The 23,627-nt window shown below is 75.5% G+C and carries 18 protein-coding genes and 1 pseudogene; 11 read left to right on the top strand and 8 right to left on the bottom strand.

Annotation, left to right across the window (positions count from 1 at the left end; translation table 11 throughout):
* Positions 1-77 precede the first annotated feature (77 nt).
* Positions 78-743 carry a response regulator transcription factor gene (locus tag DMB38_RS32795; RefSeq protein WP_125938218.1) on the bottom strand — a complete coding sequence of 222 codons (666 nt, stop codon included), beginning with the start codon at positions 741-743 and terminating at the stop codon, positions 78-80.
* A 272-nt stretch (positions 744-1,015) separates the two neighbouring features.
* Between DMB38_RS32795 and DMB38_RS32790 the strand changes: the two genes are divergently transcribed.
* A complete protein-coding gene (locus tag DMB38_RS32790) occupies positions 1,016-1,489 on the top strand; it encodes a TrkA C-terminal domain-containing protein (RefSeq protein WP_125938217.1) in 474 nt (157 codons plus the stop codon).
* A gap of 4 nt (positions 1,490-1,493) precedes the next feature.
* Entirely contained in the window at positions 1,494-2,855 is a 1,362-nt protein-coding gene (locus tag DMB38_RS32785; RefSeq protein ID WP_125938216.1) for a cation:proton antiporter, read from the top strand.
* On the opposite strand, the gene DMB38_RS32780 is transcribed toward DMB38_RS32785, so the two are convergent.
* Together DMB38_RS32780 and DMB38_RS32775 are read right to left on the bottom strand one after the other, a co-directional pair.
* Positions 2,795-4,015, bottom strand: a complete 1,221-nt coding sequence (locus DMB38_RS32780; RefSeq protein ID WP_125938215.1) for a PP2C family protein-serine/threonine phosphatase — start codon at positions 4,013-4,015, stop codon at positions 2,795-2,797. The genes DMB38_RS32785 and DMB38_RS32780 overlap by 61 nt on opposite strands.
* Before the next feature lie 153 nt (positions 4,016-4,168).
* Positions 4,169-5,878 (bottom strand): TlrC/CarA/OleB/SrmB family ABC-F type ribosomal protection protein, encoded by a 1,710-nt coding sequence (locus DMB38_RS32775; RefSeq protein ID WP_125938214.1) that lies wholly within the window; start codon positions 5,876-5,878, stop codon positions 4,169-4,171.
* A gap of 405 nt (positions 5,879-6,283) precedes the next feature.
* Here DMB38_RS32775 and DMB38_RS32770 point away from each other — a divergent pair, with 405 nt between their 5' ends.
* The 4 genes from DMB38_RS32770 to DMB38_RS32755 all read left to right on the top strand — a co-directional run bounded on the left by DMB38_RS32770 (position 6,284) and on the right by DMB38_RS32755 (position 12,794).
* Positions 6,284-7,144 carry a hypothetical protein gene (locus DMB38_RS32770; RefSeq protein ID WP_240662591.1) on the top strand — a complete coding sequence of 287 codons (861 nt, stop codon included), beginning with the start codon at positions 6,284-6,286 and terminating at the stop codon, positions 7,142-7,144.
* On the top strand, positions 7,144-9,336 hold the full coding sequence (locus DMB38_RS32765; RefSeq protein WP_125938213.1) for a bifunctional serine/threonine-protein kinase/ABC transporter substrate-binding protein: 2,193 nt from the start codon (positions 7,144-7,146) through the stop codon (positions 9,334-9,336). The genes DMB38_RS32770 and DMB38_RS32765 overlap by 1 nt, the downstream gene beginning before the upstream one ends.
* A 14-nt stretch (positions 9,337-9,350) precedes the next feature.
* Positions 9,351-11,843 (top strand): bifunctional serine/threonine-protein kinase/ABC transporter substrate-binding protein, encoded by a 2,493-nt coding sequence (locus DMB38_RS32760; RefSeq protein ID WP_125938212.1) that lies wholly within the window; start codon positions 9,351-9,353, stop codon positions 11,841-11,843.
* Positions 11,844-12,107: 264 nt separating this feature from the next.
* Positions 12,108-12,794: a glycoside hydrolase family 11 protein gene (locus DMB38_RS32755; RefSeq protein WP_125938211.1), complete on the top strand. Its 687-nt coding sequence runs from the start codon at positions 12,108-12,110 to the stop codon at positions 12,792-12,794.
* Between the two features lie 87 nt (positions 12,795-12,881).
* On the opposite strand, the gene DMB38_RS32750 is transcribed toward DMB38_RS32755, so the two are convergent.
* A complete protein-coding gene (locus DMB38_RS32750) occupies positions 12,882-13,973 on the bottom strand; it encodes a glycoside hydrolase family 5 protein (protein WP_125938210.1) in 1,092 nt (363 codons plus the stop codon).
* Between the two features lie 593 nt (positions 13,974-14,566).
* Between DMB38_RS32750 and DMB38_RS32745 the strand changes: the two genes are divergently transcribed.
* Both DMB38_RS32745 and DMB38_RS32740 read left to right on the top strand, forming a co-directional pair.
* Positions 14,567-15,412, top strand: coding sequence for a peptidoglycan-binding domain-containing protein (locus DMB38_RS32745; protein ID WP_125938209.1), 846 nt, complete (start codon positions 14,567-14,569; stop codon positions 15,410-15,412).
* 164 nt (positions 15,413-15,576) lie between these two features.
* On the top strand, positions 15,577-16,122 hold the full coding sequence (locus DMB38_RS32740) for a SigE family RNA polymerase sigma factor (RefSeq protein ID WP_125939428.1): 546 nt from the start codon (positions 15,577-15,579) through the stop codon (positions 16,120-16,122).
* On the opposite strand, the pseudogene DMB38_RS32735 reads toward DMB38_RS32740, so the two are convergent.
* Positions 16,089-16,687: pseudogene (locus DMB38_RS32735) on the bottom strand (ABATE domain-containing protein). The gene DMB38_RS32740 and the pseudogene DMB38_RS32735 sit on opposite strands and share 34 nt — an antisense overlap.
* 85 nt (positions 16,688-16,772) lie before the next feature.
* On the opposite strand from DMB38_RS32735, the gene DMB38_RS32730 reads away from it, so the two are divergent.
* Both DMB38_RS32730 and DMB38_RS32725 read left to right on the top strand, forming a co-directional pair.
* On the top strand, positions 16,773-17,561 hold the full coding sequence (locus DMB38_RS32730; protein ID WP_125938208.1) for an MBL fold metallo-hydrolase: 789 nt from the start codon (positions 16,773-16,775) through the stop codon (positions 17,559-17,561).
* A gap of 223 nt (positions 17,562-17,784) precedes the next feature.
* The gene (locus DMB38_RS32725; protein ID WP_125938207.1) at positions 17,785-19,074 is read left to right on the top strand and encodes an MFS transporter; all 1,290 of its coding nucleotides are present in this window, start codon (positions 17,785-17,787) and stop codon (positions 19,072-19,074) included.
* Here DMB38_RS32725 and DMB38_RS32720 read toward each other — a convergent pair.
* Positions 19,061-19,639: a TerD family protein gene (locus DMB38_RS32720; RefSeq protein ID WP_047020586.1), complete on the bottom strand. Its 579-nt coding sequence runs from the start codon at positions 19,637-19,639 to the stop codon at positions 19,061-19,063. The genes DMB38_RS32725 and DMB38_RS32720 overlap by 14 nt on opposite strands.
* Positions 19,640-19,769: 130 nt before the next feature.
* The gene (locus DMB38_RS32715; RefSeq protein WP_240662800.1) at positions 19,770-20,591 is read right to left on the bottom strand and encodes a DMT family transporter; all 822 of its coding nucleotides are present in this window, start codon (positions 20,589-20,591) and stop codon (positions 19,770-19,772) included.
* Positions 20,592-20,664: 73 nt separating this feature from the next.
* Between DMB38_RS32715 and DMB38_RS32710 the strand changes: the two genes are divergently transcribed.
* Positions 20,665-22,134 carry a PLP-dependent aminotransferase family protein gene (locus DMB38_RS32710; RefSeq protein WP_125938206.1) on the top strand — a complete coding sequence of 490 codons (1,470 nt, stop codon included), beginning with the start codon at positions 20,665-20,667 and terminating at the stop codon, positions 22,132-22,134.
* 28 nt (positions 22,135-22,162) lie between these two features.
* Here DMB38_RS32710 and DMB38_RS32705 read toward each other — a convergent pair whose 3' ends face one another.
* Entirely contained in the window at positions 22,163-23,506 is a 1,344-nt protein-coding gene (locus tag DMB38_RS32705; protein ID WP_125938205.1) for an extracellular solute-binding protein, read from the bottom strand.
* Positions 23,507-23,627 lie beyond the last annotated feature (121 nt).

Raw genomic sequence — 23,627 nt, 5'->3', positions numbered from 1 at the left:
GGGTGCGGCCACGGGCCGTACCCCGCCGGTCTCCCGGCCGGGGCGGTCCACCGCCCCGGCCGCGCCCCGGTGCGGCGTCAGGGTTCGATCAGGCCCGCGCGGATCGCGTACCGGGTCAGCTCCAGGCGGTCGCGCAGGCCCAGCTTCTGCAGCAGGTTGGCCCGGTGCCGCTCCACCGTCTTGGCGCTGATGACCAGCAGGTCGCCGATCTCCTTCGAGGTGTGCCCCTCGGCGACGAGCTTGAGGATCTCCTCCTCCCGCTCCGTGATCGGCCGGGCCGGCAGCGGATCGCCCTGCCGGGCGCGGTCGAGGTAACGGCGGATGAGGGCCGTCTCGGCGCCCGGGTAGATGAACGGCTCGTCGCGCAGCGCGGCCCGGCACGCCTCGACGAGGTCCCGGTCCGCGACGGACTTCGGCACGTAGCCGGCGGCACCGGCCTTCAGCGACTCGAAGAAGTACTGCTCGTTGTCGTGCATCGTCAGGATGAGTATCCGCAGCCCCGGCCGTACGCGGCACAGCTCGCGCGCCGCCTGGAGTCCGGTCAGCCGGGGCATCGCGACGTCCAGGATCGCCAGGTCCACGGCCACCGCCGGGTCCCGGGCGAGCGCCACGGCCTCGGCGCCGTCACCCGCCTCCGCGGCGACGGTCAGGTCGGGTTCCGCGTCGAGGATGAGCCGGATCCCGCGGCGTACGAGGGCGTGGTCGTCGGCGAGCAGGACGCGGGCCTTGACCGCTCGGTTCATTCACGGATTCCCTGGGGACGGTGGACGCAGCGGGCGGGACCGGGCCTGACCGGGGCTGCGACCGGCGGAGAAGACGACCGTCCCGGCACTGATGGTGGCCCGTCACGGGCCGGGCTGTCCATCCGTGCTGACACCCATGTTCCCGCCGTACGGCGGGATGGCACGATATCCGCTGCGCCGCGCGGGGGGATCGGCTGCCCGCATCCCAGGGGCCGCGGACGCGCGACATTCAGCGGAAGTCGGAAAGGGGACGGGCCGTGCCTGCTCCAAGGATGAGCACCACGCCACTGCCGGGCATCGGCGTGAAGTACGACCTCACCACTCGTGCGCAGAAGAAGCACCTGTCGGTGATCGCGCACCGGGACGGCACCCGGTCGATCAACGTCTACCGCTCCGACGACCCGGACGCCTGCATGCAGTCGCTGCATCTGAACGGCGCCGAGACGGCGGCGCTCATCGACGCGCTCATGCCCTCGCACCACAGCCCGAACCTGCTGCACACCACCGACCTGGGGCTGGTCGCCGAGCGCGTCGAGCTCTCGGCGACGTCGTACTGGAACGGCCGGGTGCTCGGCGAGACGCGGATCCGCACCGAGACGGGCGCGTCGATCGTGGCCGTGCTGCGGCGCGCGGAGGCCATCCCCTCCCCCGCCCCCGACTTCCGGTTCGCCGGCGGCGACACGCTCATCGTGATCGGCACCCGCGAAGGCATCGAGGCGGCCGCCGCGCTGCTCGGGCGGGAGTGAGCGCTTGCACTCCTACGCGGTTTTCCTCATCGAGTTCGGCGCGATCATCCTCGGACTCGGTCTGCTCGGGCGGTTCGCGGGCCGCTTCCAGTTCTCCCCCATCCCGCTGTACCTGCTGGCCGGGCTCGCCTTCGGCGAGGGCGGGCTGCTGCCGCTGGGCGCCAGCGAGGACTTCGTGGCGATCGGCGCCGAGATCGGCGTCATCCTGCTGCTGCTCATGCTGGGCCTGGAGTACACGGCCAGCGACCTGGTCTCGAACCTCAAGACCCAGTACCCCGCCGGCGTCGTCGACTTCACGTTCAACGCCCTGCCGGGCGCGATCATGGCGCTGCTGCTCGGCTGGGGCGGCGTCGCCGCCGTGGTGCTGGCCGGCGTCACCTGGATCTCCTCCTCCGGCGTCATCGCCAAGGTCCTCGGCGACCTCGGCCGGCTCGGCAACCGCGAGACGCCGGTCATCCTCAGCGTGCTGGTCCTGGAGGACCTGGCGATGGCGGTGTACCTGCCGATCGTCACCGCGCTGGTCGCCGGCGTCGGCATCGCGCAGGGCAGCGCCACGCTGGCCATCGCCCTCGGGGTGGCGGGCGCGGTGCTCTTCATCGCCGTCCGCTACGGGCGGCTGATCTCCCGCTTCGTCTCCAGCGACGACCCCGAGAAGCTGCTGCTCGTCGTCCTGGGGCTCACGCTGCTCGTCGCCGGGCTCGCGCAGCAGCTCCAGGTGTCGGCGGCGGTGGGCGCGTTCCTGGTCGGCATCGCCCTGTCGGGCGAGGTCGCGGAGGGCGCGCACAACCTGCTCAGTCCGCTGCGGGACCTCTTCGCCGCGGTGTTCTTCGTCTTCTTCGGCCTGCACACCGACCCGCAGTCGATCCCGCCGGTGATCCTGCCGGCGCTGGCGCTGGCGGTCGTGACGGCGCTGACGAAGATCGCGACGGGGCACTGGGCGGCGAAACGCGCCGGCATCTCGGAGAAGGGCCGCTGGCGGGCGGGCGGCACGCTCGTCGCGCGCGGCGAGTTCTCCATCGTCATCGCCGGGATCGCGGTCACCGCCGGGGTCGAGCCGGAGCTGGGACCGCTGGCGACGGCGTACGTGCTGGTACTGGTGATCGTCGGACCGCTCGCGGCGCGGTACACGGAGCCGGTCGCGCTGTGGGTGACGGCGTGGCGCGAGGCACGGCACGCGGAGCGCGAGGCGCCGGCGGCGGAGCACGCGGCGTCCCCCGCCGAGGCGGCGGACGCGCGGGCCGGCTCCCCGGGGGACGAGGAGGGGCACGCGGAGGCCGGTGCGGCCGAGGTGCCGCGGCTGCCCGCTCAGCGGGGTGAGACGGCCCCGGCGGAGGACGACCGTTCGCCGGGCAGCGGCGGCGTGTAGCGCAGCAGGACGAGCGCGGAGTCGTCGTCGAGTTCGCCCCCGCAGTAGACGCGCATGTCGGCGTTGAGCGCGGCGAGCACCTCGGCGGGCGGGTCGTCGGGGCCCAGGCAGCCGGCGTAGCGCGGGGCCAGCGGGTAGAACTCACCGGCGGCGTTGCGGGCCTCCAGGACGCCGTCGGTGACGAGGAGCAGTTCGTCGCCGGGGACGAGGATCACTTCGGTGGTCCGCGCGGAGGCGCTGTCGGGGGTGGCGAGGGGGTCGATCGCGGGGTCGGCGGCGGAGACGACGCCGGCGCCGCCGGGGCCGCCGGCTGCCCCGGCGGCCCCGTAGCCGCTGTCCGCGCGGTGCTCGGGGGCGGGGTCCCGCAGCAGGCCGAGGCCGATCGGGGGGTGCGCGGCGACGGGCACCTCGCGCACCTCGCCCGCGACGTTGCGGACGAGGGGCGGGGGGTGCCCGTACGACAGGAGCGTGCAGCGGCCGCCCGTGGTGACCTCCACCAGCAGCACGGTGACGAAGTCCTCCGGACCCGCCTCGCGCAGCACGCTGTACTCCATCCGGCGGCCGATCAGCGGCAGATCCCGCTCGTCGTGCCCGACGGCGCGGAAGACGCCGAGGGCGCCGCCGGCGATGCGGACGGCGGGCAGCCCCTTGCCGCGTACGTCGCCGATCACGGCACGCAGCCCGGAGCCGGTGCCCACGACGTCGTAGAGGTCGCCGCCGACCTGCGCGTCGTGCGCCGCGGACGCGTAGGTCGCGGCGACCTCGAAGGGCCCCACGCGGTGGGGCGGCACCGGCAGCAGCGCCCGCTGCGCCACGTCCGCGATCCGCTGCGCCCGCGCGAGCCGCGTCTCGCGGTCGACACGCACCGCCTGGAGGACGAGCCCGAGCCCGGTGGCGCCGACGACGGCGATGAACCGGGCGAAGAACCGGGCCTGCCCGGCGTCGTGGTTGTACCAGCTCAGCAGGGCGGACAGCACCACCCCGAGCGCCCCGGCGGCGACGACGGCCCGCCGCCCGCCGTTCACCGCGACCAGCACGGGGAGGATGGAGAAGAGGGCGCCGAGCGACTGCCCCCGGGCGGTCACCAGGTCGGCGAACGTGATGACGACGAAGAGCGCCGCCACGAACCACCGGGACGAAACGAACGCGGCGACGGACATCTCCCCAGCATGCGCGGCGGATCCCCGCCCTCGGGGACGGCCCGCCGGAAGGTACCCCCAGCGGCGGGCGCGGCGGCGGCGGCGGGCCGCGGAACGGCGCCCGCCCGGGGGCCGGCCGGGTGAAGGACCCGCGGGGACGGGTGTGGGCGGGCGTCACTCGGGTGGGCGAGGGGTGCCCGCGTCCAGGTGCAGGCGGGTGCCGGTGAAGCGGGCGCGCATGCGGCGGTCGTGGGTGACCACGACCAGCGCGCCCGCGTAGCCGGCGAGCGCCTGCTCCAGTTCCTCGACGAGCGCCGGCGACAGATGGTTCGTCGGCTCGTCCAGGAGCAGCAGGTCGACCGGCTCGGCGATGAGCCGGGCGAGGTCGATGCGGCGGCGCTGCCCGTACGACAGCTCCCCCACCCGCAGCCGCAGGTCCGCCGGGCGGAAGAGGCCGTACGACAGGAGTCGCCCGGCGTGCTCGTCCGGCGTGCCGGGGCGGTCGGCGGCGAACGCCCGCAGCACCGTGGCGCCGGGCGGCCACGCGGTCTCCCCCTGCCGCAGGTGCCCCACGCTGCCGGGCACCCGCACCGTCCCGGAGTCCGGCCGCAGCTCACCGGCCAGCACCCGCAGCAAGGTGGTCTTCCCGGCCCCGTTGGGTCCCGTGACCAGCAGCCGCTCGGCGGCCCCCAGGCGCAGCGACGGCAGCCGCAGCCGGTCCCCGACGACGACGTCCGCCAGTTCGGCGGCGGGCACCTCCGCCGCCGGTCCCGGGCCGGCCGGGGTGCCACCCGCGTCCGCGACCGCCGCGGCTCCCCCGCCGGGCGGCGCCGCGCCGGGGCCGCCGGACTCCAGCCGGGCGCGGAACACCAGCGGCTGCGGCGGGGGCGGGACCGGGTTCGAGGTGAGGCGGGCCACCCGCTCCTTCGCGTTGCGGACGCGGACCGCGGCACCGTGCGTTCTGCTGCGGGTGCGGAACGCGCCGTGGCCGAAGACCGCGAGCGGCTGCGACCGCGGGATCGCCGCGAGACGGGTCGCGGCGGACTCGGCGAGGCGGCGGTTGCGGGCGAGTTCCGCGCGCCACTCCTCGTACGCGCGCAGCATGCGGGCGCGTTCCGCGGCCTTCGCGGTGAGATAGCCGTCGTAGCCGTCGCCGTAGCGGGTGACCCGGCCGCCGTCGACCTCCAGGACCGTCGTCGTCAGCCGCTCCAGGAACAGCCGGTCGTGGGTGACCGCGACGACCGTGCCGCGGTGCGCGCGCAGGTGGTCCTCCAGCCAGCCGACCGCGCGGCCGTCCAGGTCGTTGGTCGGCTCGTCGAGCAGCAGGACCTCCGGGCGGGCCGCCAGGGTCGCGGCCAGCGCGAGGCGGGAGCGCTCGCCGCCGGAGAGGGTCCCCAGGCGGCGGTCGCGGGCGAGGGCGGGGAGGCCGAGGCCGGCGAGGGCGGCGTCGACGCGGGTGTCCGCGCGGTACCCGTCGCGGGTCTCGTACTCCTCGACGAGCCGCCCGTACGCGGCCAGCGCCGCGTCCAGCGGCGCGCCCGGCGCCGCTCCGGCGAGCCCCGACTCGGCCCGCCGCAGTTCCTTTTCGAGTGCGCGGAGCTCGGCGAGCGCCGTGTCGACCGCGTCCTGGACGGTGGCCTCCTGCGGCAGGTCGAGGCTCTGCGGCAGATAGCCGAGGCCGCCGGGGGTGACGAGGGTCGTCTCGCCCGTGTCGGGACGGGTCCTGCCGGCGAGGAGGCGCAGCAGCGTGGACTTGCCGGAGCCGTTGTCGCCGATGACGCCGGCCTTCTCGCCTGGGCGGACGGTGAGCGTCACGTCGCCGAGGACGACGCGCTCGCCGTAGCGCTTGGTGACGGTGTGGAGGGAGAGTTGTGCGGTGGTCATGAGGTGGATGCCCCTGTTCCCGGCCGTGGCCGTTCGCGACGGATCGAGGACGGGTCCGTACACGAGAGCGCGCCGCGGCGCCGCGCGGAAGGGCGGGGGGAGCGGGACTCGCGCACGGACGGGCGCGACGGCACGCGGAGCGTGGCTCTACGCGGTCGTGCGCCCGGCGGTGATCACAGAGTTCCCATACGCACAACCTACGGCACGCCGCCCGGCCCGGGCAACGGCCATTTTCCGGCGCAGACGGGGGCCCGGCGCCCTTGTAGAGTTCACCGCCAAGACGCGATGCCGCTCCGGTGTCCGGCGGCGGAACCGCCGGACACCGGAGCGGCATCCGTATGGGTGGCCGCCGCGCGGCGTTCGGCACGCCGGGCCGGAGGGTCGCGGAGGGCAGGGGTGGGAGTCATGGCGTACGGAAGACGCGTGCGCCGCCGGGGAGTTCCGGCGGCGTTAGTCGCGATGCTGCTTGCGGGCGCGGCGGCCTGCGACAGCGGGAGTGAGCCCGGGAAGAAGGCGACCGCGAGCAGGAGCGCGACGGCCGGCGGCGATACGGCGCCCACGCGGGCGCCGAGGCCCGAGGCCGACCCGGAGAAGGTCCCGCGCACCGCGGCGCAGGCGCGGCGGTTGGTCCAGGACGTCCTCGCCGAGCCGGAGCACTTCGGCCCCGGCACGGTGAAGGCGACGCCGTACGAGAGCGATCCGGCGCGCTGGACCGTGCTCGCCGAGGACTGCGCGTGGCGCACGGAGGGGCTTCCGGAGGACGTACTGGCCACGCGCACCCGCTACTTCGAGATCCCCGCCGCGGGCGGCAAGGGGGCCATGGAGGTCTCCGCCACCGTCACCGTGCACCGTACGACCCTCGACGCGGCGTGGGAGCAGGCGCGGATGCTGGAGGAGGCGGTCGGCTGCCCGGAGCAGACGCTGCGGGCCGGCGAGCGGCTGACGGGCCTGACGTCGCTGGCCCTCGCGTACGGCGAGGGCGCCAACGAGACGAGCGACGACGCGCTGTCGGAGCGCGGCGAGTGCGTGAGCGACAGCCGGGGCAGGCCGTACCCGTACACGTGGGACCAGTCGACGTTCGGCCCGGTGGTCGTCGGCGTGTCCGTCTGCGCCGGGGAGAAGACCGTCGCCGGGGACGTGGCGACCATGAGCGTCAAGCCGCTGGTGATGATGATGCAGCGGGCCCAGGACGCGATCGCCCGCGAGGACCCGGGAGACGCGGGAGACGCCGGAGACGGCTCACCGGGAACGAAGGAGGGCGACTGATGGAGCGGTTGCTCCCCTCCGATCCCGCGCACCTCGGCGGGAACCGGCTGCTGGGCCGGCTCGGCGCCGGCGGCATGGGCGTGGTCTACCTCGCCCGCACCCGGGCCGGCGCCCCGGCCGCGGTCAAGGTCATCCAGCCCGAGTACGCGGAACGGCCCGAGTTCCGGGCCCGGTTCCGCCGCGAGGCGGCGTCCGCCCGCCGGGTCGCCAGCCCGTGGGTGGTGCCGGTGCTCGACGCGGACACCGAGGCCGACGCGCCGTGGCTGGCCACGGCGTTCGTGCCGGGCCCCTCGCTGGCCGAGGCGGTCGAGGCGTGCGGTCCGCTGCCCGGCCACGGCGTGCGGGTGCTGGGCAAGGTGCTCGCGCGCGCGGTCGCCGCGGTGCACGACGCCGGTCTCGTCCACCGCGACCTCAAGCCGGGCAACGTGCTGCTCGCGCTCGACGGTCCGCGGCTCATCGACTTCGGCATCGCCCGGCCCACGGCGGCCGAGGAGACGGAGCTGACGTCGGACAGCATGGTCGTCGGCACGCCGGGGTTCCTCTCCCCCGAGCAGGCGCGGGCGCAGCGGGTCGGCCCGGCGAGCGACGTCTTCTCGCTGGGGTGCGTGCTGGCGTACGCGGCCACCGGCCGGCCGCCGTTCGGTACGGGCGCCGCGGACGCGCTGCTCTACCGCACGGTGCACGACGAGCCGGATCTGGGCGGCGTCGCGGACGAGGGGCTGCGGGCGCTGCTCGTGCGGTGCCTGGCGAAGGAGGCGGAAGGGCGGCCGACCGCGGCCGGGCTGGACGCCGAACTGGTCGCGGATGCGCCCGAGGGCGACATCGACTGGCTGCCGGACGCGGTGGTGCGGATGGTCGCCGAGCGTTCTGCGGAGATGCTGCGACTGCCCGGCGTGGAGCCCACCGAGGTCTCCGGGACACGTGCCGGAGACGCGGGGGACGTGGACACCACCGCGGCCCCGGCGGCCCCCGCCCGTCCCGGCCGCCGCCGGGTCCTCGCGCTGGCCGGCGGCGGCGCGCTCCTCGCCGCGGGCGGCGGAGCGGCGCTGTGGGCGGTGCTGCGCGACGACGGCGAGGCGCCCGCCAAGGCACGCGGCCCGCGCCGCACCCTCGGGCTGCACGCGGACCTGACGGGACCGCAGAAAGAAGCCGGGGCGGCCCAGGAGCGGGCCGCGCGGCTGGCGGTGGAGCAGTTCAACGCCCGTGAGAACGCGCCGTTCACGCTGGAGCTGACCGTCGCCGACGACGGCGGGGACCCGGCCCGCGCGCTCGCCGTCGCCCGGCGGCTCGTCGGCGACCGCGACGTGCTCGCCGTCCTCGGCCCGACCGGCTACGCCTCCGCCCAGGCGTCCCTGGACGCCTACGACGGCGCGGGGATGCCGCTGCTGACGGTCTCGGAGGGGTCGTACAGCGCCGCGCAGGCGGCGCTGGTCAACGGGGAGCCGAAGGCGTACTTCCACGCCACCGCTCTCAGCCTGCGGCCCGCCTTCACCACCGTGTACGTGCTCCTGGGCCAGGGCGCGGCGAACATCGGCCTGCTGTCCGACCGGGCGGGCGGGATCCGCGCCTTCGAGCACAGCACCATCGCGCACAACGCGGCGACGGGCGCGGAGCTGGGACTGTATCTGCGCGTCGTACCCGCCGCCGCGGACGCCGGTGCGCTGGGCCCGGTGGTCGCGGACATCGTCGACCACGGCGTCGACGGCTTCTTCTACACCGGCACGCCCGAGCGCGCCGCGGCGGTCGCGCGCGAGCTGGCGAAGCGCGGCTTCGACGGGCCGCGCTTCCTCGACGAGCCCGCGGCCGGCGGCGCGTTCACGGCCGCGGCCGCCGACGCGGCGGAGGGCTGGCAGGCGCTGACGCCGTACGTCGGCGCGGACGCCGATGCGGTACGGGACTTCGCCGCCGCGTACCGCAAGCGGTTCGACGGCGCGCCGGGGCCGTGGGCGGCGGAGGCGTACGACGTGACGCGGCTGATCGCCGACCGGCTGGCCGCGCTCGCGCGCAAGAGCAGGCGCAGGCCCACGCGCGAGGCGCTGGCCGCGTCGCTGACCGCCGCCCGGTTCAAGGGACTGACGGCCACGTACAGCTTCGACGAGAGCAGGGAGATCGAGCAGGGGAAGATCCACCACTACCGCGTCGAGGACGGCCGGTTCGGCTACGTCGGCCCGGTGGCGCTCCCCGGCTCCTGACGGGGTGGCGGAGGATGCGGGCGCTGCGGGCGGACGACCCGGACGAGCTGGGCGGGCACAGGCTGCTCGCCCGGCTCGGCGCGGGCGGCATGGGCGTGGTCTACCTGGCACGCGCGGGCGACGGCACGCTGGTGGCGCTGAAGGTCATCCGGCCCGAGCACGCGGCGAACCCGGCGTTCCGCGCCCGGTTCCGGCGCGAGGTGCGTCTCGCGACGGGGCTGACGGGCCGCTGGGTGGTGCCGGTGACCGCGGCCGACGCCGAGGCCCGGGCGCCGTGGCTGGCCACGGCGTTCGTGCCGGGGCCCGCGCTGGTGGAGGCGGTCGACGGGTACGGGCCGCTGCCGCCGTACGCCGTCGCGGCGCTCGGGGCGCGGCTGGCGGAGGCGCTGGCTGAGGTGCACGCGGCGGGGCTCGTGCACCGGGACGTCAAGCCGGGCAACGTGCTGCTCGCGCTCGACGGCCCGCGGCTCATCGACTTCGGCATCGCGCACGACTCCGGCTCGACCGCGCTGACGGCGCCGGACGCGGTGATCGGGACGCCCGGGTACCTGGCGCCGGAGCAGATCAGGGCGGGCGGCCGGGCGGGACCGCCGAGCGACGTGTTCGCGCTGGGCTGCGTGCTGGCGTACGGGGCCACGGCCCGCCGCCCGTACGGCACGGGCAACGCGGCGGCGGTCCTGTACCGCACGGTGCACGAGGCGCCGGATCTGGCGGGACTCGACGTGCTGCCGCGGGGACTGCGGGCGGCGATCACGGCGTGCCTGGCGAAGGCCCCGGACGACAGGCCGACGGCGGCGGAGCTGCGGACGGCGCTGGCGGCGGAGCCGGGCGCCGCGTCCGCGGCGCCCGCGGAGGGACCCGTCGACCCGCGGGTCCCGGCGCCCCCGCCGCCGGACGCGGCCACCCGGGTCCTGCGGGACCAGGTGGCAGGAGACGCCGGAGATGGCGGGCCGGCGTCGGAGACGCTGCCGTACGAAGCGACGGAGGCCGCGGGGCACGGCGCGGCGGGCCGGTGGACGGAGGCGGACGAACTCGCGGGTGAGCGCCGCGCGGTGGACGGCCGGGGCACCGGGGGCCGGGAGTCCGGCGGGGACGCGGACGACCCGCCGGAGCGCGAGGACGGCTCCGCGGACGGCCTGCCCGCCGGCCCCCACGACTGGCTGCCGTCGCCCGTGTTGCGGCTCGTCGCCGAGCGGTCCGCCCGGGCGCTCGACCCGCCGCCGCGGCAGAGCGCGCTCGCCGGCGCCGCGCCGCCCGGCGCGGTGGACACCGTCGCCGCGGGCCGGCGCGGGCCCTCCCGGCGGGGGTTCCTCGTCGTCGGCGGCGCCGCCGCCGTGCTCGCCGCCGCGGGCGGCGGGGCGGCCGCGCTCTTCCGCGACGGCAACGGCGGCGGGGACGGCGGCGCTTCACCGCGCCTGCCCACCCACGCCATCGCCCTGCACGCCGCCCTGACGGGTGATCAGAGCGCTGTCGGCGTCGCCCACGAGCGCGGCGCCCGGCTCGCCGTGGCGCTGCACAACGCCCGCGACGACGTCCGCTACCGGCTCGCCCTCGCCCCGTACGACGACCGCGGCGACCCCGGCCGGGCGGAGGACGTGGCCCGGCGGGTGCTCGGCGAGCGGTCCTTCCAGGCGGTACTCGGCCCGACCACCGCCCGCACCCTGCGCGTTGCGGTCCCGCTCTACGGCGAGGAGTCGCTGGCCGCCGTGAACGTGTCGGTCGACACCGAAGCGGCCGGGGTGGACAGGACCGACGCCCCGTCGCTCGTCGGCACCCGGCTGTCGGGCGCGTATCACACGCACCCGGTCCTCGACTATCTGACGCGGGTGCGCGGTGTGGTCCGTACCGCGGTCGTGCAGGACGCCGCCGCGGGCGGCGAGGTGCAGGGCGTGGTCGACACCCTGCGCGAGTCGCCGCCCGGGGAGGGCGAGGCGAGTTTCCATCCGGTGGCGGCGGCGGACGGGTTCGGCGCGGCCGTCGCCGCGGCGCTCGCGCGGCGGCCGGAGGCCGTCGTCTACGCCGGCGCCTCACCCGGGCGCGCGGCGTCGTGCGCCCGCGCGCTCGCCGCGGCCGGCTTCGACGGGCCGCGGACGTCGTTCGAGCCGGTGATGCGGCAGGCTTTCCTGCGGGAGGCGGGGGCGGCGGCCGAGGGCTGGGTCTTCGGCGCGCCGTACACGGCGGCGGAGCAGGCGACGTCGAAGGCGGCCCGCGCCTTCACGGCCGCGTACCGCGAGCGCTACGACGCCCCGCCGCCCCGCTGGGCCGCCGAGGCGTACGACGCCGTGGGCCTGATCGCCGCCGCGCTCGACGCGCTGGGCGGCGGCGCGGAGATCGTGCCGGGCCAGGTCGCGGAGCGGATCGTGGAGGTGAGCCACGCGGGCGTGGCCAAGCCGCTGCGCTTCACCGCGGACCTGGTGCACATGCTGGAACCGGACAGGACGGCGTTCCTCTACGAGGCCCGCGACGGAGCGTTCCGTTTTCTCGGCCGTCACGACCAGGTCACCTGATCATTCGAAACTTTCGGCCGCAGGATCCGCTCTCTGGATCTTCTCAACACTCCCCCGACGGGCTTGCGTTGCGCCTCTCTCGCGCATAACCGCCTGAGCTGCGGCGATATTTACCCGCCTCGGCGACACCCCACTGCAATGTTTCGGAATCACCGTCGAAACTGTTGACACCCTTCCCCGGCGGTTCAACACTGACGCACGACCCGTTCGGCGCCACACTGGCCCGGCGGCAGGCCCTCCCGCCTGCCGTCACGAGGAGGATGAATGAACACGAACGGCACCCCCCACGGCGTGAGCCGCCGGCAGTTCGTCGGCCGCGCCGGAGCAGTCGCCCTCGGCGCGTCCGCCGCCACGCTCCTGCCCGCCGGAGTCGCCCACGCGCAGACCATCACGACCAACCAGACCGGCAACCACAACGGGTACTACTACTCGTTCTGGACGGACGCGCAGGGCACGGTCTCGATGACGCTGGGCAACGGCGGCAACTACAGCACCTCGTGGCGCAACACCGGCAACTTCGTCTGCGGCAAGGGCTGGAGCAACGGCAGCCGCCGCAACGTGAACTACTCCGGCAGCTTCAGCCCGTCCGGCAACGGCTACCTCTGCCTCTACGGCTGGACCTCGAACCCGCTCGTCGAGTACTACATCGTCGACAGCTACGGCACCTACCGGCCCACCGGCGAGAACCGCGGCTCGGTCAGCAGCGACGGCGTCACGTACGACATCTACCGGACGATGCGCTACAACGCCCCGTCCGTCGAGGGCACGAAGACCTTCCCGCAGTTCTGGAGCGTCAACAGGTCCAGGCGGGTCGGCGGCACGATCAGCACCGGCACGCACTTCGACGCCTGGTCCCGGGCCGGGATGGGACTCGGCAACTTCAGCTACTACATGATCATGGCAACGGAGGGCTACCAGAGCAGCGGCAGCTCCAACATCAACGTCGGCTGAAACGAGGGACAACCGAGGAAGGCGGCGGGAAAGAGCCGCGGGACCGGCCCGCACCGGGCCGGTCCCGCGGTGTCGTGCCCCCCACCGTCACTCCTTGATACGCGCCCGGATCCAGACCCCGGCCTCCTTCAGCACGCCGGTGCCCGTCCACTGGTTGCCGTCGCAGGTGCCCTCCTTGAAGACCGCGCCCGAGCGCCAGTCGTCGGAGAAGTTCCAGTTGGTCCAGGAGATGCCCTTCTGCTTCATGAGGTCCAGGTACCGCTGGGACATCGCGAAGTCGTTCGCGCCCTCGCCCGCGTAGTCCTGGGTGCCGAACTCGGTGACGAACACCGGCAGCGCGTCGGCGGCGCGGGAGAGCGTCTGCAGGTACTCGTCCCCGTGTGAGGCGGCGTAGAAGTGGAAGGTGTACATGATGTTCTCGGCGTCGACCGGATTGTCGATCACCTCGCGCTCGTCCGCCCCGTCCGAGACGCCGAAGGAGGACCAGGCGCGGGTGCCGACGAGGACGACGCCGTCCGGGTCGTGCTGCCGGACTACGGGGATGATCTCCTCGGCGTACCTCTTGACCGCGCCCCAGCCGACGCCGTTGGGCTCGTTGGCTATCTCGTAGAAGACGTTGGGCTGGTCCTTGTACCTGCTCGCCATGTCGGTGAAGAAGCGCTTGGCGAGGGCGGTGTTGGCGTTGGGGTCGCCGGGGCTGAGCATGTGCCAGTCGATGACCGCGTACATGCCGCGGTCCATCGCCTGGTCGACGACGCGCTGGGCGAGGGCGGTGAAGCGCTCGGGGTCGGTCTCGTAGCCGTCTTCCTGTACGTACGTGGAGACGCGCAGCACGTCCGCGTCCCAGTCCTGCGCCAGCGCGTCGAGGGAGCCGTCGGTGAGGCACTGCTCGTACCACTGGGTGCCGTGCGAGCTCATGCCGTTCAACTGGACGGCCTGGCCCTCCTCGTTGCAGAGCCTGGTGTCGCAGACCGCCAGCCGGCCGTTCTCGGCGACGGGCGAGCCCGCCGGGGCCGCGGCGCGGGCGGCGGCCTGGGCCGAGGTCGTGCCGCGGGCGCCGCGGCCGGTCGCGGTGGAGTCCTCGTCGGCTCCCGCGCTGAGCTGCGGAGTGAGGGCGAACAGCAGCGCGGCGGTCGCGACGCTGGCGGAACCGAGCAGGAGGGGCTTGGTCCTTCGCATGGGGGGTCTCCAGTTTTGGGGGGTCGTCCCGTCCGGAGTGCGGATGGGCGTGGCCGGAAAGCTAAGGTCCTTTCCACACGCCGTCAAGACTGGAAGGAAACTTTCCTAACCACGCCCGGAGAGCGGGCCGTCGGCCGGCTACAGCACGAGGTAGAAGACGAGCGCCAGCGGCGCGACGACCGTGATGGTCAGCGCGATGATCCAGGCCGTGACGCCGAAAGTGCGGTCGTTGTCCATGTGGGCCTCCCTGGTACAGCCGAAAATCGGCCAAGAGGGGGGCGACGCCAGTATGCGCCGGATTGCGCGGGTGGTGGGGCGTTTTGCCCGAGCACATGTACGGCAAACAGGCCAGGGACGGGGGGCGAATCGGCCGCGCGAACCGCGGCCTGCTTGCATAATCGTCGGCATCGAACTGGAGGGGAACGCCAGTGCCATCCGACGGGTGTCCGCGGTGCTTCGCACCGCTCAAGGAGGACGGCAGGCCGAGTTGCGCGTGTGCGGCGGACGCGGCACCGCAATCGGATACGCCGACGACCGGCAGCACGCCTGCGACCGGGCAGCGCGCCGAACCCCGGCTGATCAGACCGTACGTCATGCGCGCGACCGAGGCCGGGGGCGGGCAGGACGCGGACGGGGGGAGCGAACCGGGGCCCGGAACCGAGCTGTTGCCGGTGCCGCGCGCGGCGTTCCTGCCGCAGGTGGTGCCGGGGAGCACGGTCGCGCGCATCGAGGCGGCGGCGCCGGAGCCGGATGACGCGGTGGCCGGGGGCGGGCACCGCCGCCGCCCCACCGGGCTGCTGCTCGCGGCCGGCGGGGCGGCGGCGGTGATCGCCGGGCTCGTCGTCACCGCCGGGCTGCTGACCGGCGGTTCGGAGTCGGACGAGGCGGGCCCGGGACCGGCCCGCATCAGCACCGGTCCGACCGGCGGCGGCGAGGCGGACGGGGGCCCGCTGGGCGGCGACGACGAGGGCGCACCGGCGGACGGTACGGGCGCACAGCCCGACGACCGCGCCGGGCGCGACCGCGGGGACGGAGACGTGCCCCCCGGCGGCCGCCGGGCCGCGGGCGACGACCACGCCGGCGACCTCGCGCCGGGCCGTACGAACGGGCAGATCGGCTCGATCGCCCCCACCGCCCCGCCCGCGCACGGCGCCTCCCACCCCCCGCCGTCCTCCTCCCCCACCGACGACGCCCCCGCCGTCCCCGTCCTCCCGCCGGTGCTCGGGCCCGGCGACTCGGGACCCGAGGTGACCGAACTCCAGCACCGGCTGCGCCAGGTCGGGCTGGGCCTGCTCCAGCCCGCGGACGGCGCGTACGACGACGGCGTACGCACCAGCGTGCGCACCTTCCAGTCGGTCAACGGCCTGGAGGAGGACGAGCGCGGCGTCTACGGCCCGGAGACCCGGCGGGAACTGGAGTCGCGCACGGACGAGCCCTGAGTCCGGCCGCGCCCGCGGGGCCGGACCCTGCCGGCGGCGAAGACCCGTGTCGGTCGCGGGGGTTGCCGCCCGGGTCGCCCTGCCTTAGATTGCGTTCACCATCTTGAACGATGGCTGACGACGTGAACAGGGGCCTGGACACGCGAGAGCGAGGAGAGGCCACCGTGGGCATATCCAGCGCCGGTCACGACGCCGCGGCGACCGCGGAGTTCCGCGAGTTCTTCGAGCACCACTACGCCGAACTCACCCGGCTGGCGAACTCGTTGAGCGGCGAGGCGGAGGGCGCCGACGACGTGGCGGCCGACGCGCTGGCCGCGCTCTGGCACCGCTGGGACCGGGTGCGCGCCGCCGACCACCCGGCCGCGTACGCCCGCGGGGTCGTCGCCAACCTCGTCCGCAGCCGCATCCGCAGCGCCGTACGCGAACGCCGCCGCCTCGCCCTGTACTGGACCGGCGGCCACGAGCACGCCGAGGGACCGGACGTGCCGGCGGTCGTGGACGTACGCGACGCGCTGCGCGGACTGACGTTCCGCAAGCGCGCCTGCGTCGTGCTGCGGCACGCCTTCGACCTCTCCGAGCGCGAGACGGCGCACACCCTGGGCATCTCGGTGGGCACGGTCAAGAGCCAGACCGCCAAGGGCGTCGCCCAACTGGAAGCGGCGCTGGCCGGCGGGGCTCAGCCGCCGTCCGGCCGGGTGCGCCGCGCGTAGGCGCGGGCGGCGCGGGCCCGGTCGCCGCAGCGGGTGGAGCACCAGTGGCGGCGGCCGTGGCGCAGCAGGTAGCGGTTGCAGGGGCTGGAGCCGCAGCGGGTGAGGCGGTCGGCGTCGGGCGCGGTCAGCAGGTCGGCGGCGTCGGCGGCGAGGACGGCGAGGGCGCGGTCGAGGATCTCGTTGGTGGGGCACGGCGCCGCGCGGTAGGGGCCGTTCTTCTCGTCCCAGTACAGCAGCGCGGCCGTGGGGGCGCGGCTGAGCGCGTCGTTGACGGCGGCCAGCGCCGCCGGGAGGGCGGGCAGCCCCTCGGCGCGGGCGGCGAAGAGCACCCGCAGATGCTCGCGCAGCGAGCGCAGTTGCGCCGCGCACATCTCCCGTATCCCGGCGTCCGCCGGGGCGAGGCCGTGCCCGGTGAGCCAGCGGTTGGCGTCCGCGGGGGTGCCGAGGAGGTCGGTGAACTGCCCCCGGGCAGCGCCATGGCGCTGTTGACGAAGTCGAGCGACGGGTAGTCCGCGGCCCCGGGGGCGGGGGTGGCGGTGAAGTCGCCGGTCGGGCTCTCGGGCATAGGTCTCATGGTACGGGTTGCCGCCATCCGTGAGGCAGGGCTATGGTCCTCACGGATAATCCATCTGCCATCCGTGAGGTTCTTCATGGCCGAAACCGGCACGTCCGCCGAGCAGTTCCCCGTACGCGTCCTCGGCGGGCCCACCGCCCTCTTCGAGTACGGCGGTCTGCGCTTCCTGACCGATCCCACCTTCGACGAGCCCCGCGTCTACGACGTGCCGGGCGGGTCGCTCACCAAGACCGCACCCCCGGCGGCGGCGCCGGCCGGGCTGGGCCGTATCGACGTGGTCCTGCTCTCGCACGACGAACACCCCGACAACCTCGACGAGTCGGGCCGGGCGCTGCTCGCCGACGTCCCGCTGACGCTGACCACGCCCGGCGGCGGAAAGCGGCTGGGCGCGGGCGCCAGAGGGCTGGCCGACTGGGAGACGGCCGAGCTGGACCGGCCCGGCGGCGGCACGGTCACGGTCACCGCCGTGCCCGCCGTCCACGGCCCCGAGCCGCGCGCGGTCGTGGAGGCCGCGATCGGGGAGGTCACCGGGTTCGTCCTCACCGGCGCGGGGCTGCCCGTCGTCTACGTCAGCGGCGACAACGCCTCGACGGCGGCGGTCGCGGAGACGGCGGGGCGGTTCGGCCCCGTGGACACCGCGATCCTCTTCGCCGGGGCGCCGCGGGTGCCGGTGCTCTTCGGCGGCGAACCGCTGGTGCTGGACAGCGTGCAGGCCGCCGAGGCGGCCCGGGTCCTCGGTGCCCGCCGGGTGGTCCCCGTCCACTACGACAGTTGGTCGCACTTCACCGAGGGCCGCGAAGAACTGGCCGCCGCGTTCGACGCGGCCGGGCTGCGGGACCGGCTCGACTGGGGGCTGCGGGGCTGATCCCGGGAACCGTCCCGCCGGGCGCGCCCCGGCCGCCCCGGCCGCCCCGCCCGGTGACCGCCCCGCGCCGTCCGGCCGGGCCGGTCGCCGGGCCGCGGGTGCGGTCCGCCGCCGTGGCCCGTACCCGTACCCCGGCGGGCAGTCGGCGGGAGAGCGCCGCGTACCGTCGGCGCCGTACGCCCGAATCGCACACGTGTCGCATCCCCGAGTGAAGGACCCCCAGGTGACCACGACCGCGCCCGCCGGGCCCGCCGTCCGCACGCGGGCCCGCGCGCAACGCCGGGCCCTCACCGTCCTCTTCGCCGCCCAGGTCCTCAGCGGCGCGGGGCTGGCCGCGGGCGTGGTCAACGGCGCGCTGCTCGCGCAGGACATGCTCGGCTCCACGAGCCTGGCCGGGCTGCTCGGCGCGCTGGCCACCGCGGGGGCCGCGCTGGCGGCGGCCGTCGTCGGGCGGCTCTCCGACGCGTACGGCCGCCGCCCCGGGCTGGCCGCCGGGTATCTGGCCGGCGCCGTCGGCAGCGCGGGGGCCGTCGCGGCGGCGGTGGCCGGCAGTCCGGCGCTGCTGTTCGCGGCGATGGTCGTCTACGGCGCGGGCACCGCCACGAACCTCCAGGCCCGCTACGCGGGCGCCGATCTGGCCGCGCCCGCGCACCGGGGCCGCGCCGTGTCCACCGTGCTGGTCGCCACCACGCTGGGCGGGGTGGCCGGTCCCAACCTGGCCGTGCCCGCGGGCGATCTGGGCGCCGCGCTCGGCGTCCCGCGGCTGTCCGGGCTCTTCCTCGTCTCGGCCGCCGCGTACGGTGCCGCCGCCCTGGTGCTGGCGGTGTGGCTACGCCCCGACCCGCTCCTGCTCGCACGCGAACTCGACGCCGCGGAGGACGCCGCCGCGCCGCCCGCGGCGGAGCCCGGCGCGGCTCTCGGGGCGGAGCCCGGCGCGAAGCCACCGGTGGGACGGCACGGCCCGGGGGTGTTGCCGGGTGCGCTGGTCATGGTGGTCACCCAGCTCGTCATGGTCGCGATCATGACGATGACGCCGGTCCACATGCACGCCAACGGCCACGGCACCGCCGCCTCCGGCCTGGTCATCGCCGTCCACATCGGCGCCATGTATCTGCCGGCGCCGCTGTCCGGCTGGCTCGTGGACCGCCGCGGCCCGCTCGTCGTCGCCGTCGCCGCGGGACTCGCCATGCTGGCCGCGGGCGTGGTCGCCGCCACCACCGCCGGGTCCACCGCCGTGTTCGCGGTGGCCCTCGCGCTGCTGGGGCTGGGCTGGAGCCTGGGGCTCGTCAGCGGTACGGCGATGGTCACCAGCGCCATACCGCCCGCCACCCGGGCCCGTACCCAGGGCCTGGTCGACGTCGCGATCTCGGCCGCGGGCGCCGGCGGCGGGCTGGCATCGGGCGCGGTGGTGGCCGGCGCCGGCTATCCGCTGCTGACCGTGGGCGGCGGCATACTCGCGCTCGCCGTCGTGCCCGCGGCCGTCGCCGCGGCGGGCGGGATCAGCCGACGTTGACGCCGTAGTCGGTGGCGATGCCGTGCAGCCCCGAGGCGTAACCCTGGCCGACGGCGCGGAACTTCCACTCCCCGGCCCGCCGGTACAGCTCGCCGAAGACCATCGCGGTCTCGGTCGAGGCGTCCTCGCTCAGGTCGAAGCGGACCAGCTCGACGCCGTCGCTGCGGTTGACGACCCGGATGAAGGCGTTGCTGACCTGGCCGAAGTTCTGCCCGCGCAGATCGGCGTCGTGGATGGAGACCGGGAAGACGATCTTCTCGACCTGCGGCGGGACCAGGCTGAGGTCCACGTTGATCGACTCGTCGTCGCCGTCGCCCTCGCCGGTGAGGTTGTCGCCGGTGTGCTCGACCGAGCCGTCCGGGCTGGTGAGGTTGTTGTAGAAGATGAAGTGCTGGTCCGACAGCACCTTCCCGGAAGCCCCGCACATCAGCGCCGAGGCGTCCAGGTCGTGCGCCGCGCCCGTCGTGGTGCGCACGTCCCAGCCGAGCCCCACGGTCACGGCCGTCAGCCCCGGTGCCTCCTTGCTGAGCGAGACGTTGCCGCCCTTGGCCAGGGAAACTCCCACGATCACCCCTCCACCTCTGATGTCCCTTCGCCACCCTACAGGCGGTCGGCGCACGTGCGGAGACCTTCTGTCGTACGCCGTACGGGACGGGATCGGCCGGCCTCCCGGGGCGTACCGGAACGGCCGGACGTCAGGTACGCGCCCGCTGGGTGACGGCGATGCAGGCCAGGACGATCACCGCGGTCACCGGGGCGAGCGGGGCGAGGTGTTCGCCCATGAGCAGCACCGACCAGACGAGGGTGAGCAGCGGCTGGGCGAGCTGGAGCTGGCTCGCCCGCGGCACCCCGATGACGGCCATGCCGCGATACCAGAGCACGAACCCGCCGAACTGCGCCACCGCCGCGATGTACGCAAGTCCCGCCACCGACTGCCCCGTCAGGTCTGCCGGCTCCCGCGGCAGGGCCAGCGCGGCGACGAGGGCGGTGACGGGCAGGGCGGCGACGCAGCCCCAGGCGATGACCTGCCAGCCGGGCATGTGCCCGGCGAGCCGGCCGCCCTGGGCGTAGCCCGCCGCGCACAGCAGCAGCGCGCCGAAGAGGTAGAGGTCGCCGGTGCCGGGCAGGCCGCGGCTCTGGCTCAGCGTGAAGGCGAGCACCGCGAGGGCGCCGGCGCCGGCGGCGGTCCAGAACGTACGCGACGGGCGGCGGCCGGTGAGCGCGGCCGAGCAGGCGGCGGTGGCCAGCGGCAGCACGCCGATGACGACGGCCGAGTGGCCGGTGGTCGAGGTCTGCAGCGCCAGGGTGGTCAGCAGGGGGAAGCCGAGGACGCAGCCGCCGGCGACGGTGAGCAGCGCGGGCAGGTCGCGGCGCGGCGGGACCGGCGCCCGGGCGGCGGCGAGGCAGCCCGCGGCGAGCAGGCCGGCCAGCAGGCCGCGTACGCCCGTGGCCGTCCACGGGCCGAGGCCGTCCAGGGCCCAGACGGTGGCGGGGAAGCTGAAGGAGAAGGACACCACGGCGAGGGCGGCCAGGAGCGTGCCGGTGCGGACCGATATCGCCGCCGGCAGAGTAGCGCTATCTTGTGCTGTCATGAACGACAGTAGCAGTGTCGCGCAGTTGGTCGCGGCCCTGCGTGACGAGCTGAGCCGCTACTCCGAGGGCGAGAAGCTGCCGTCCAGCCGGGCGCTCGTGGCGCGCCACCGGGTGAGCCCCGTGACGGTCTCCCGCGCCATCGCCTCCCTCACCGCCGAGGGCCTGGTGACCTGCAGGCCGGGCGCCGGCGTGTTCAAGGCCCCCGCCCCCGGTCCCGCCCGCGCCCTCGGCGACGTCTCGTGGCAGGAGGTGGCGCTCACCGCGGACCCGCCGTACGCCGCCGTCGACACCGGCCCGCGCGCCGCCGACGCCGCCGGGGTGCTGGCCACGCTCGCCGCCCCGCCCGCGGAGGTCGTCGACCTGAGCGGCGGCTATCCGCACGCCTCGCTGCGCCCGGAGCGCGCGCTGGCCGGGGCGCTGGCCCGGGCCGGCCGGCGGCCCGGCACCTGGTCCCGGCCGCCGGTCGCGGGCCTGGCCGAGCTGCGTGACTGGTTCGCCCGCGACATCGGCGGCCCCGCCGGGCCGCTCGGCGCCGCCGACGTACTGGTCACCGCCGGCGGGCAGAGCGGGCTGACGACCGCGCTGCGGGCGCTGGCCGCCCCCGGCTCCGCGGTGCTGGTCGAATCGCCCACGTACCCGGGGCTGCTCGCCGTGGCCCGCGCGGCGGGGCTGCGGCCGGTGCCGGTGCCGCTCGACGCCGACGGCGTACGGGCCGACCTGCTGGCCGAAGCGTTCGCCGCGACCCGCGCCCGGGTGTTCGTCTGCCAGCCGCTGTTCCACAACCCCACCGGCGCCGTGCTGGCGCCGGGGCGGCGCGCGGCCGTGCTCCGCACCGCGCGCGCCGCGGGGGCGTTCGTCGTCGAGGACGACTTCGCGCGCCGGCTCGCGCACGCGGACGCCGCGCCGCTGCCGCCGGCGCTCGCCGCCGACGACCCGGACGGCGTGGTGGTGCACGTCCGCTCGCTGACGAAGGCGGCCTCGCCCAGCCTGCGGATCGGGGCGCTGTCGGCGCGCGGGCCCGTGCTGGAGCGGCTGCGCGCGGTCCAGGTCGTCGACAGCCTCTTCGTGCCCCGCCCATTGCAGGAGACCGCGCTCGAACTCGTCGGCTCCCCGGCCTGGGCGAGCCATCTGCGGGCGCTCGCGGGCGCGTTGCGCGAGCGCCGGACCGCCGTCCTGGCCGCGCTCCACGCCGAGCTGCCGGGGCTCGTACCGGACCGGCCGCCCCTCGGCGGCTACCACCTGTGGCTGCGGCTGCCGGACGGCGCCGACGAGGCGGCCGTGGCCGCGGCGGCGCTGCGCCACGGCGTCGCGGTCACCCCCGGGGCCCCGTACTTCACCGCCGAGGCGCCGGCGCCGCACCTCCGGCTGAGCTACGCCGCCGGCTCGGGCACGGCGCAGTTGCGCGAGGGCGTACGCAGGCTGCGCCGCGCGTTCCCCGCCGACTCGCCGCTCGCGGGCGGGGGTTGAGGGGGCGCGGCGGCGGGACCCCGCGACGTCAGCGGTTCAGCAGCGCGTCGATCTTCCGCTCCGCCGCCCGCCACGCCTGCGCGGGCGTCAGCTTCCCCTGCTCGACCGGCAGGATGCCCGCGTCGGTGATCTGCTGCTGGATCGGCTGGTCCTTCGCGCCGAGTTCGAGGGTCGGGATGCTCTTCGCGGCGATGGAGAAGATCTCGCCGGTCGGCGCGTCGTTGAAGTACGGGTGGGTGGCGTCCGCGACCTGCGGCAGCTCGTACGCGGCCTGCGAACTGGGGAAGCTCGCCCGCTTCTCGAAGAGCCTGGCCTGCTGCTCGGGCGCGGTCAGCCAGGCCGCGAGCCGGGCCGCCGCCTCCCGGTGCTCGCCGGCCTCGGGGACCGTCAGGAACGAGCCGCCCCAGTTGGCGGGCTTGGGCGCGGTGGCGATGTCCCACTTGTCCGCGGCCCCGGGACCCGCCTTCTCCTGGATGTAACCCAGCATCCAGGACGGGCAGATGACGGTCGCGAAGCCGCCCTCGGCGAAGCCCTCGTCCCAGGCGGGGGTGAACTGCTTGAGCCGGGCCGTCATGTCCCCCTGCGCCGCCTGCATCGCCAGGTCCCAGGAGACCTCGACGGCGGGACTGTCCTGGTAGATGACCTCGCCCTCGCGGCCGAAGTAGCGCACGGGGAAGCTGCTGATCGAGCCGTTGTAGACGCCGGCGGCCGAGTCGACGAAGGCGGTGCCCGCGGGGGCGTTCGCCATGTAGTCCGCGCCGACGCCGAGGTACTTCTCCCAGTCGGAGAACCACAGCGCGGCGACCTCCTCGCGGTCGGTCGGCAGCCCGGCGGCGCGGAAGAGGTCCTTGCGGTAGCAGACCGCCATCGGGCCGATGTCGGTGCCGAGGCCGACGGTCTTGTTCTCGTCGGTGGTCGCCTGGTCCCACTTCCAGGGCAGGAACGCGCCCTCGTCGACGCCGGTCGCGGTGCCGAGGTCCATGAGCCGGTCGGCACGGGTGGCGACGACCTCGCTGATGTTGCCGACCTCGACGGCCTGGATGTCGGCGAGCCCGCGGCCGGAGTCGAGGGCGTCGCGCAGCGCCGGGTAGTACTCCTCGTTGCTGGGCGCCGCCTTCTCCACGATGGTGACGTCGGGGTAGAGCTTCTCGTACTCGTCGTAGAGCCCGGCCTCCTCGAAGCCGAAGACGCCGAAGACGCCGACCGTCAGCGTGACGGGCCCGCCGTCACCGCCTCCCCCGTCCGGTGCCGCGGCGGGCGGGCCGTCGTCGAGCAGCGCGCAGCCGGCGAGGAGGCCGGCGGCCAGCACGGCGGCGAGACCACGGGACGTGCGGCTACGGGTGCGGTTGCTGGTACGTGGGCGTATGCGCATGGGACTCCCCCGGAAGCCGCCGCGCCCCCTCCCGGTGACGGGGCGCGGCGTGGCTTGGGAGCGTAGCGTGGGAGCGCTCCCGGGTCATCCCATCTGCACATTTTTCGATCGTCGCGGAACG

Source organism: Streptomyces sp. WAC 06738 (assembly GCF_003945505.1).
In the GTDB taxonomy this organism is placed as follows: Bacteria; Actinomycetota; Actinomycetes; order Streptomycetales; family Streptomycetaceae; genus Streptomyces.
Note: the sequence above shows the minus strand (reverse complement) of the source record. Positions and strands in the feature narration are given on the sequence as shown.

Bases quoted from the DNA above. Each gene is read 5' to 3' on its own strand.
- DMB38_RS32750 (WP_125938210.1), bottom strand. From the start codon at position 13,973: ATGCGAAGGACCAAGCCCCTCCTGCTCGGTTCCGCCAGCGTCGCGACC.
- DMB38_RS32780 (WP_125938215.1), bottom strand. From the start codon at position 4,015: ATGTCCGTCGCCGCGTTCGTTTCGTCCCGGTGGTTCGTGGCGGCGCTC.
- DMB38_RS32770 (WP_240662591.1), top strand. From the start codon at position 6,284: ATGGCGTACGGAAGACGCGTGCGCCGCCGGGGAGTTCCGGCGGCGTTA.
- DMB38_RS32745 (WP_125938209.1), top strand. From the start codon at position 14,567: ATGCGCGCGACCGAGGCCGGGGGCGGGCAGGACGCGGACGGGGGGAGC.
- DMB38_RS32710 (WP_125938206.1), top strand. From the start codon at position 20,665: ATGAACGACAGTAGCAGTGTCGCGCAGTTGGTCGCGGCCCTGCGTGAC.
- DMB38_RS32765 (WP_125938213.1), top strand. From the start codon at position 7,144: ATGGAGCGGTTGCTCCCCTCCGATCCCGCGCACCTCGGCGGGAACCGG.
- DMB38_RS32755 (WP_125938211.1), top strand. From the start codon at position 12,108: ATGAACACGAACGGCACCCCCCACGGCGTGAGCCGCCGGCAGTTCGTC.
- DMB38_RS32730 (WP_125938208.1), top strand. From the start codon at position 16,773: ATGGCCGAAACCGGCACGTCCGCCGAGCAGTTCCCCGTACGCGTCCTC.
- DMB38_RS32790 (WP_125938217.1), top strand. From the start codon at position 1,016: ATGAGCACCACGCCACTGCCGGGCATCGGCGTGAAGTACGACCTCACC.
- DMB38_RS32705 (WP_125938205.1), bottom strand. From the start codon at position 23,506: ATGCGCATACGCCCACGTACCAGCAACCGCACCCGTAGCCGCACGTCC.
- DMB38_RS32760 (WP_125938212.1), top strand. From the start codon at position 9,351: ATGCGGGCGCTGCGGGCGGACGACCCGGACGAGCTGGGCGGGCACAGG.
- DMB38_RS32775 (WP_125938214.1), bottom strand. From the start codon at position 5,878: ATGACCACCGCACAACTCTCCCTCCACACCGTCACCAAGCGCTACGGC.
- DMB38_RS32795 (WP_125938218.1), bottom strand. From the start codon at position 743: ATGAACCGAGCGGTCAAGGCCCGCGTCCTGCTCGCCGACGACCACGCC.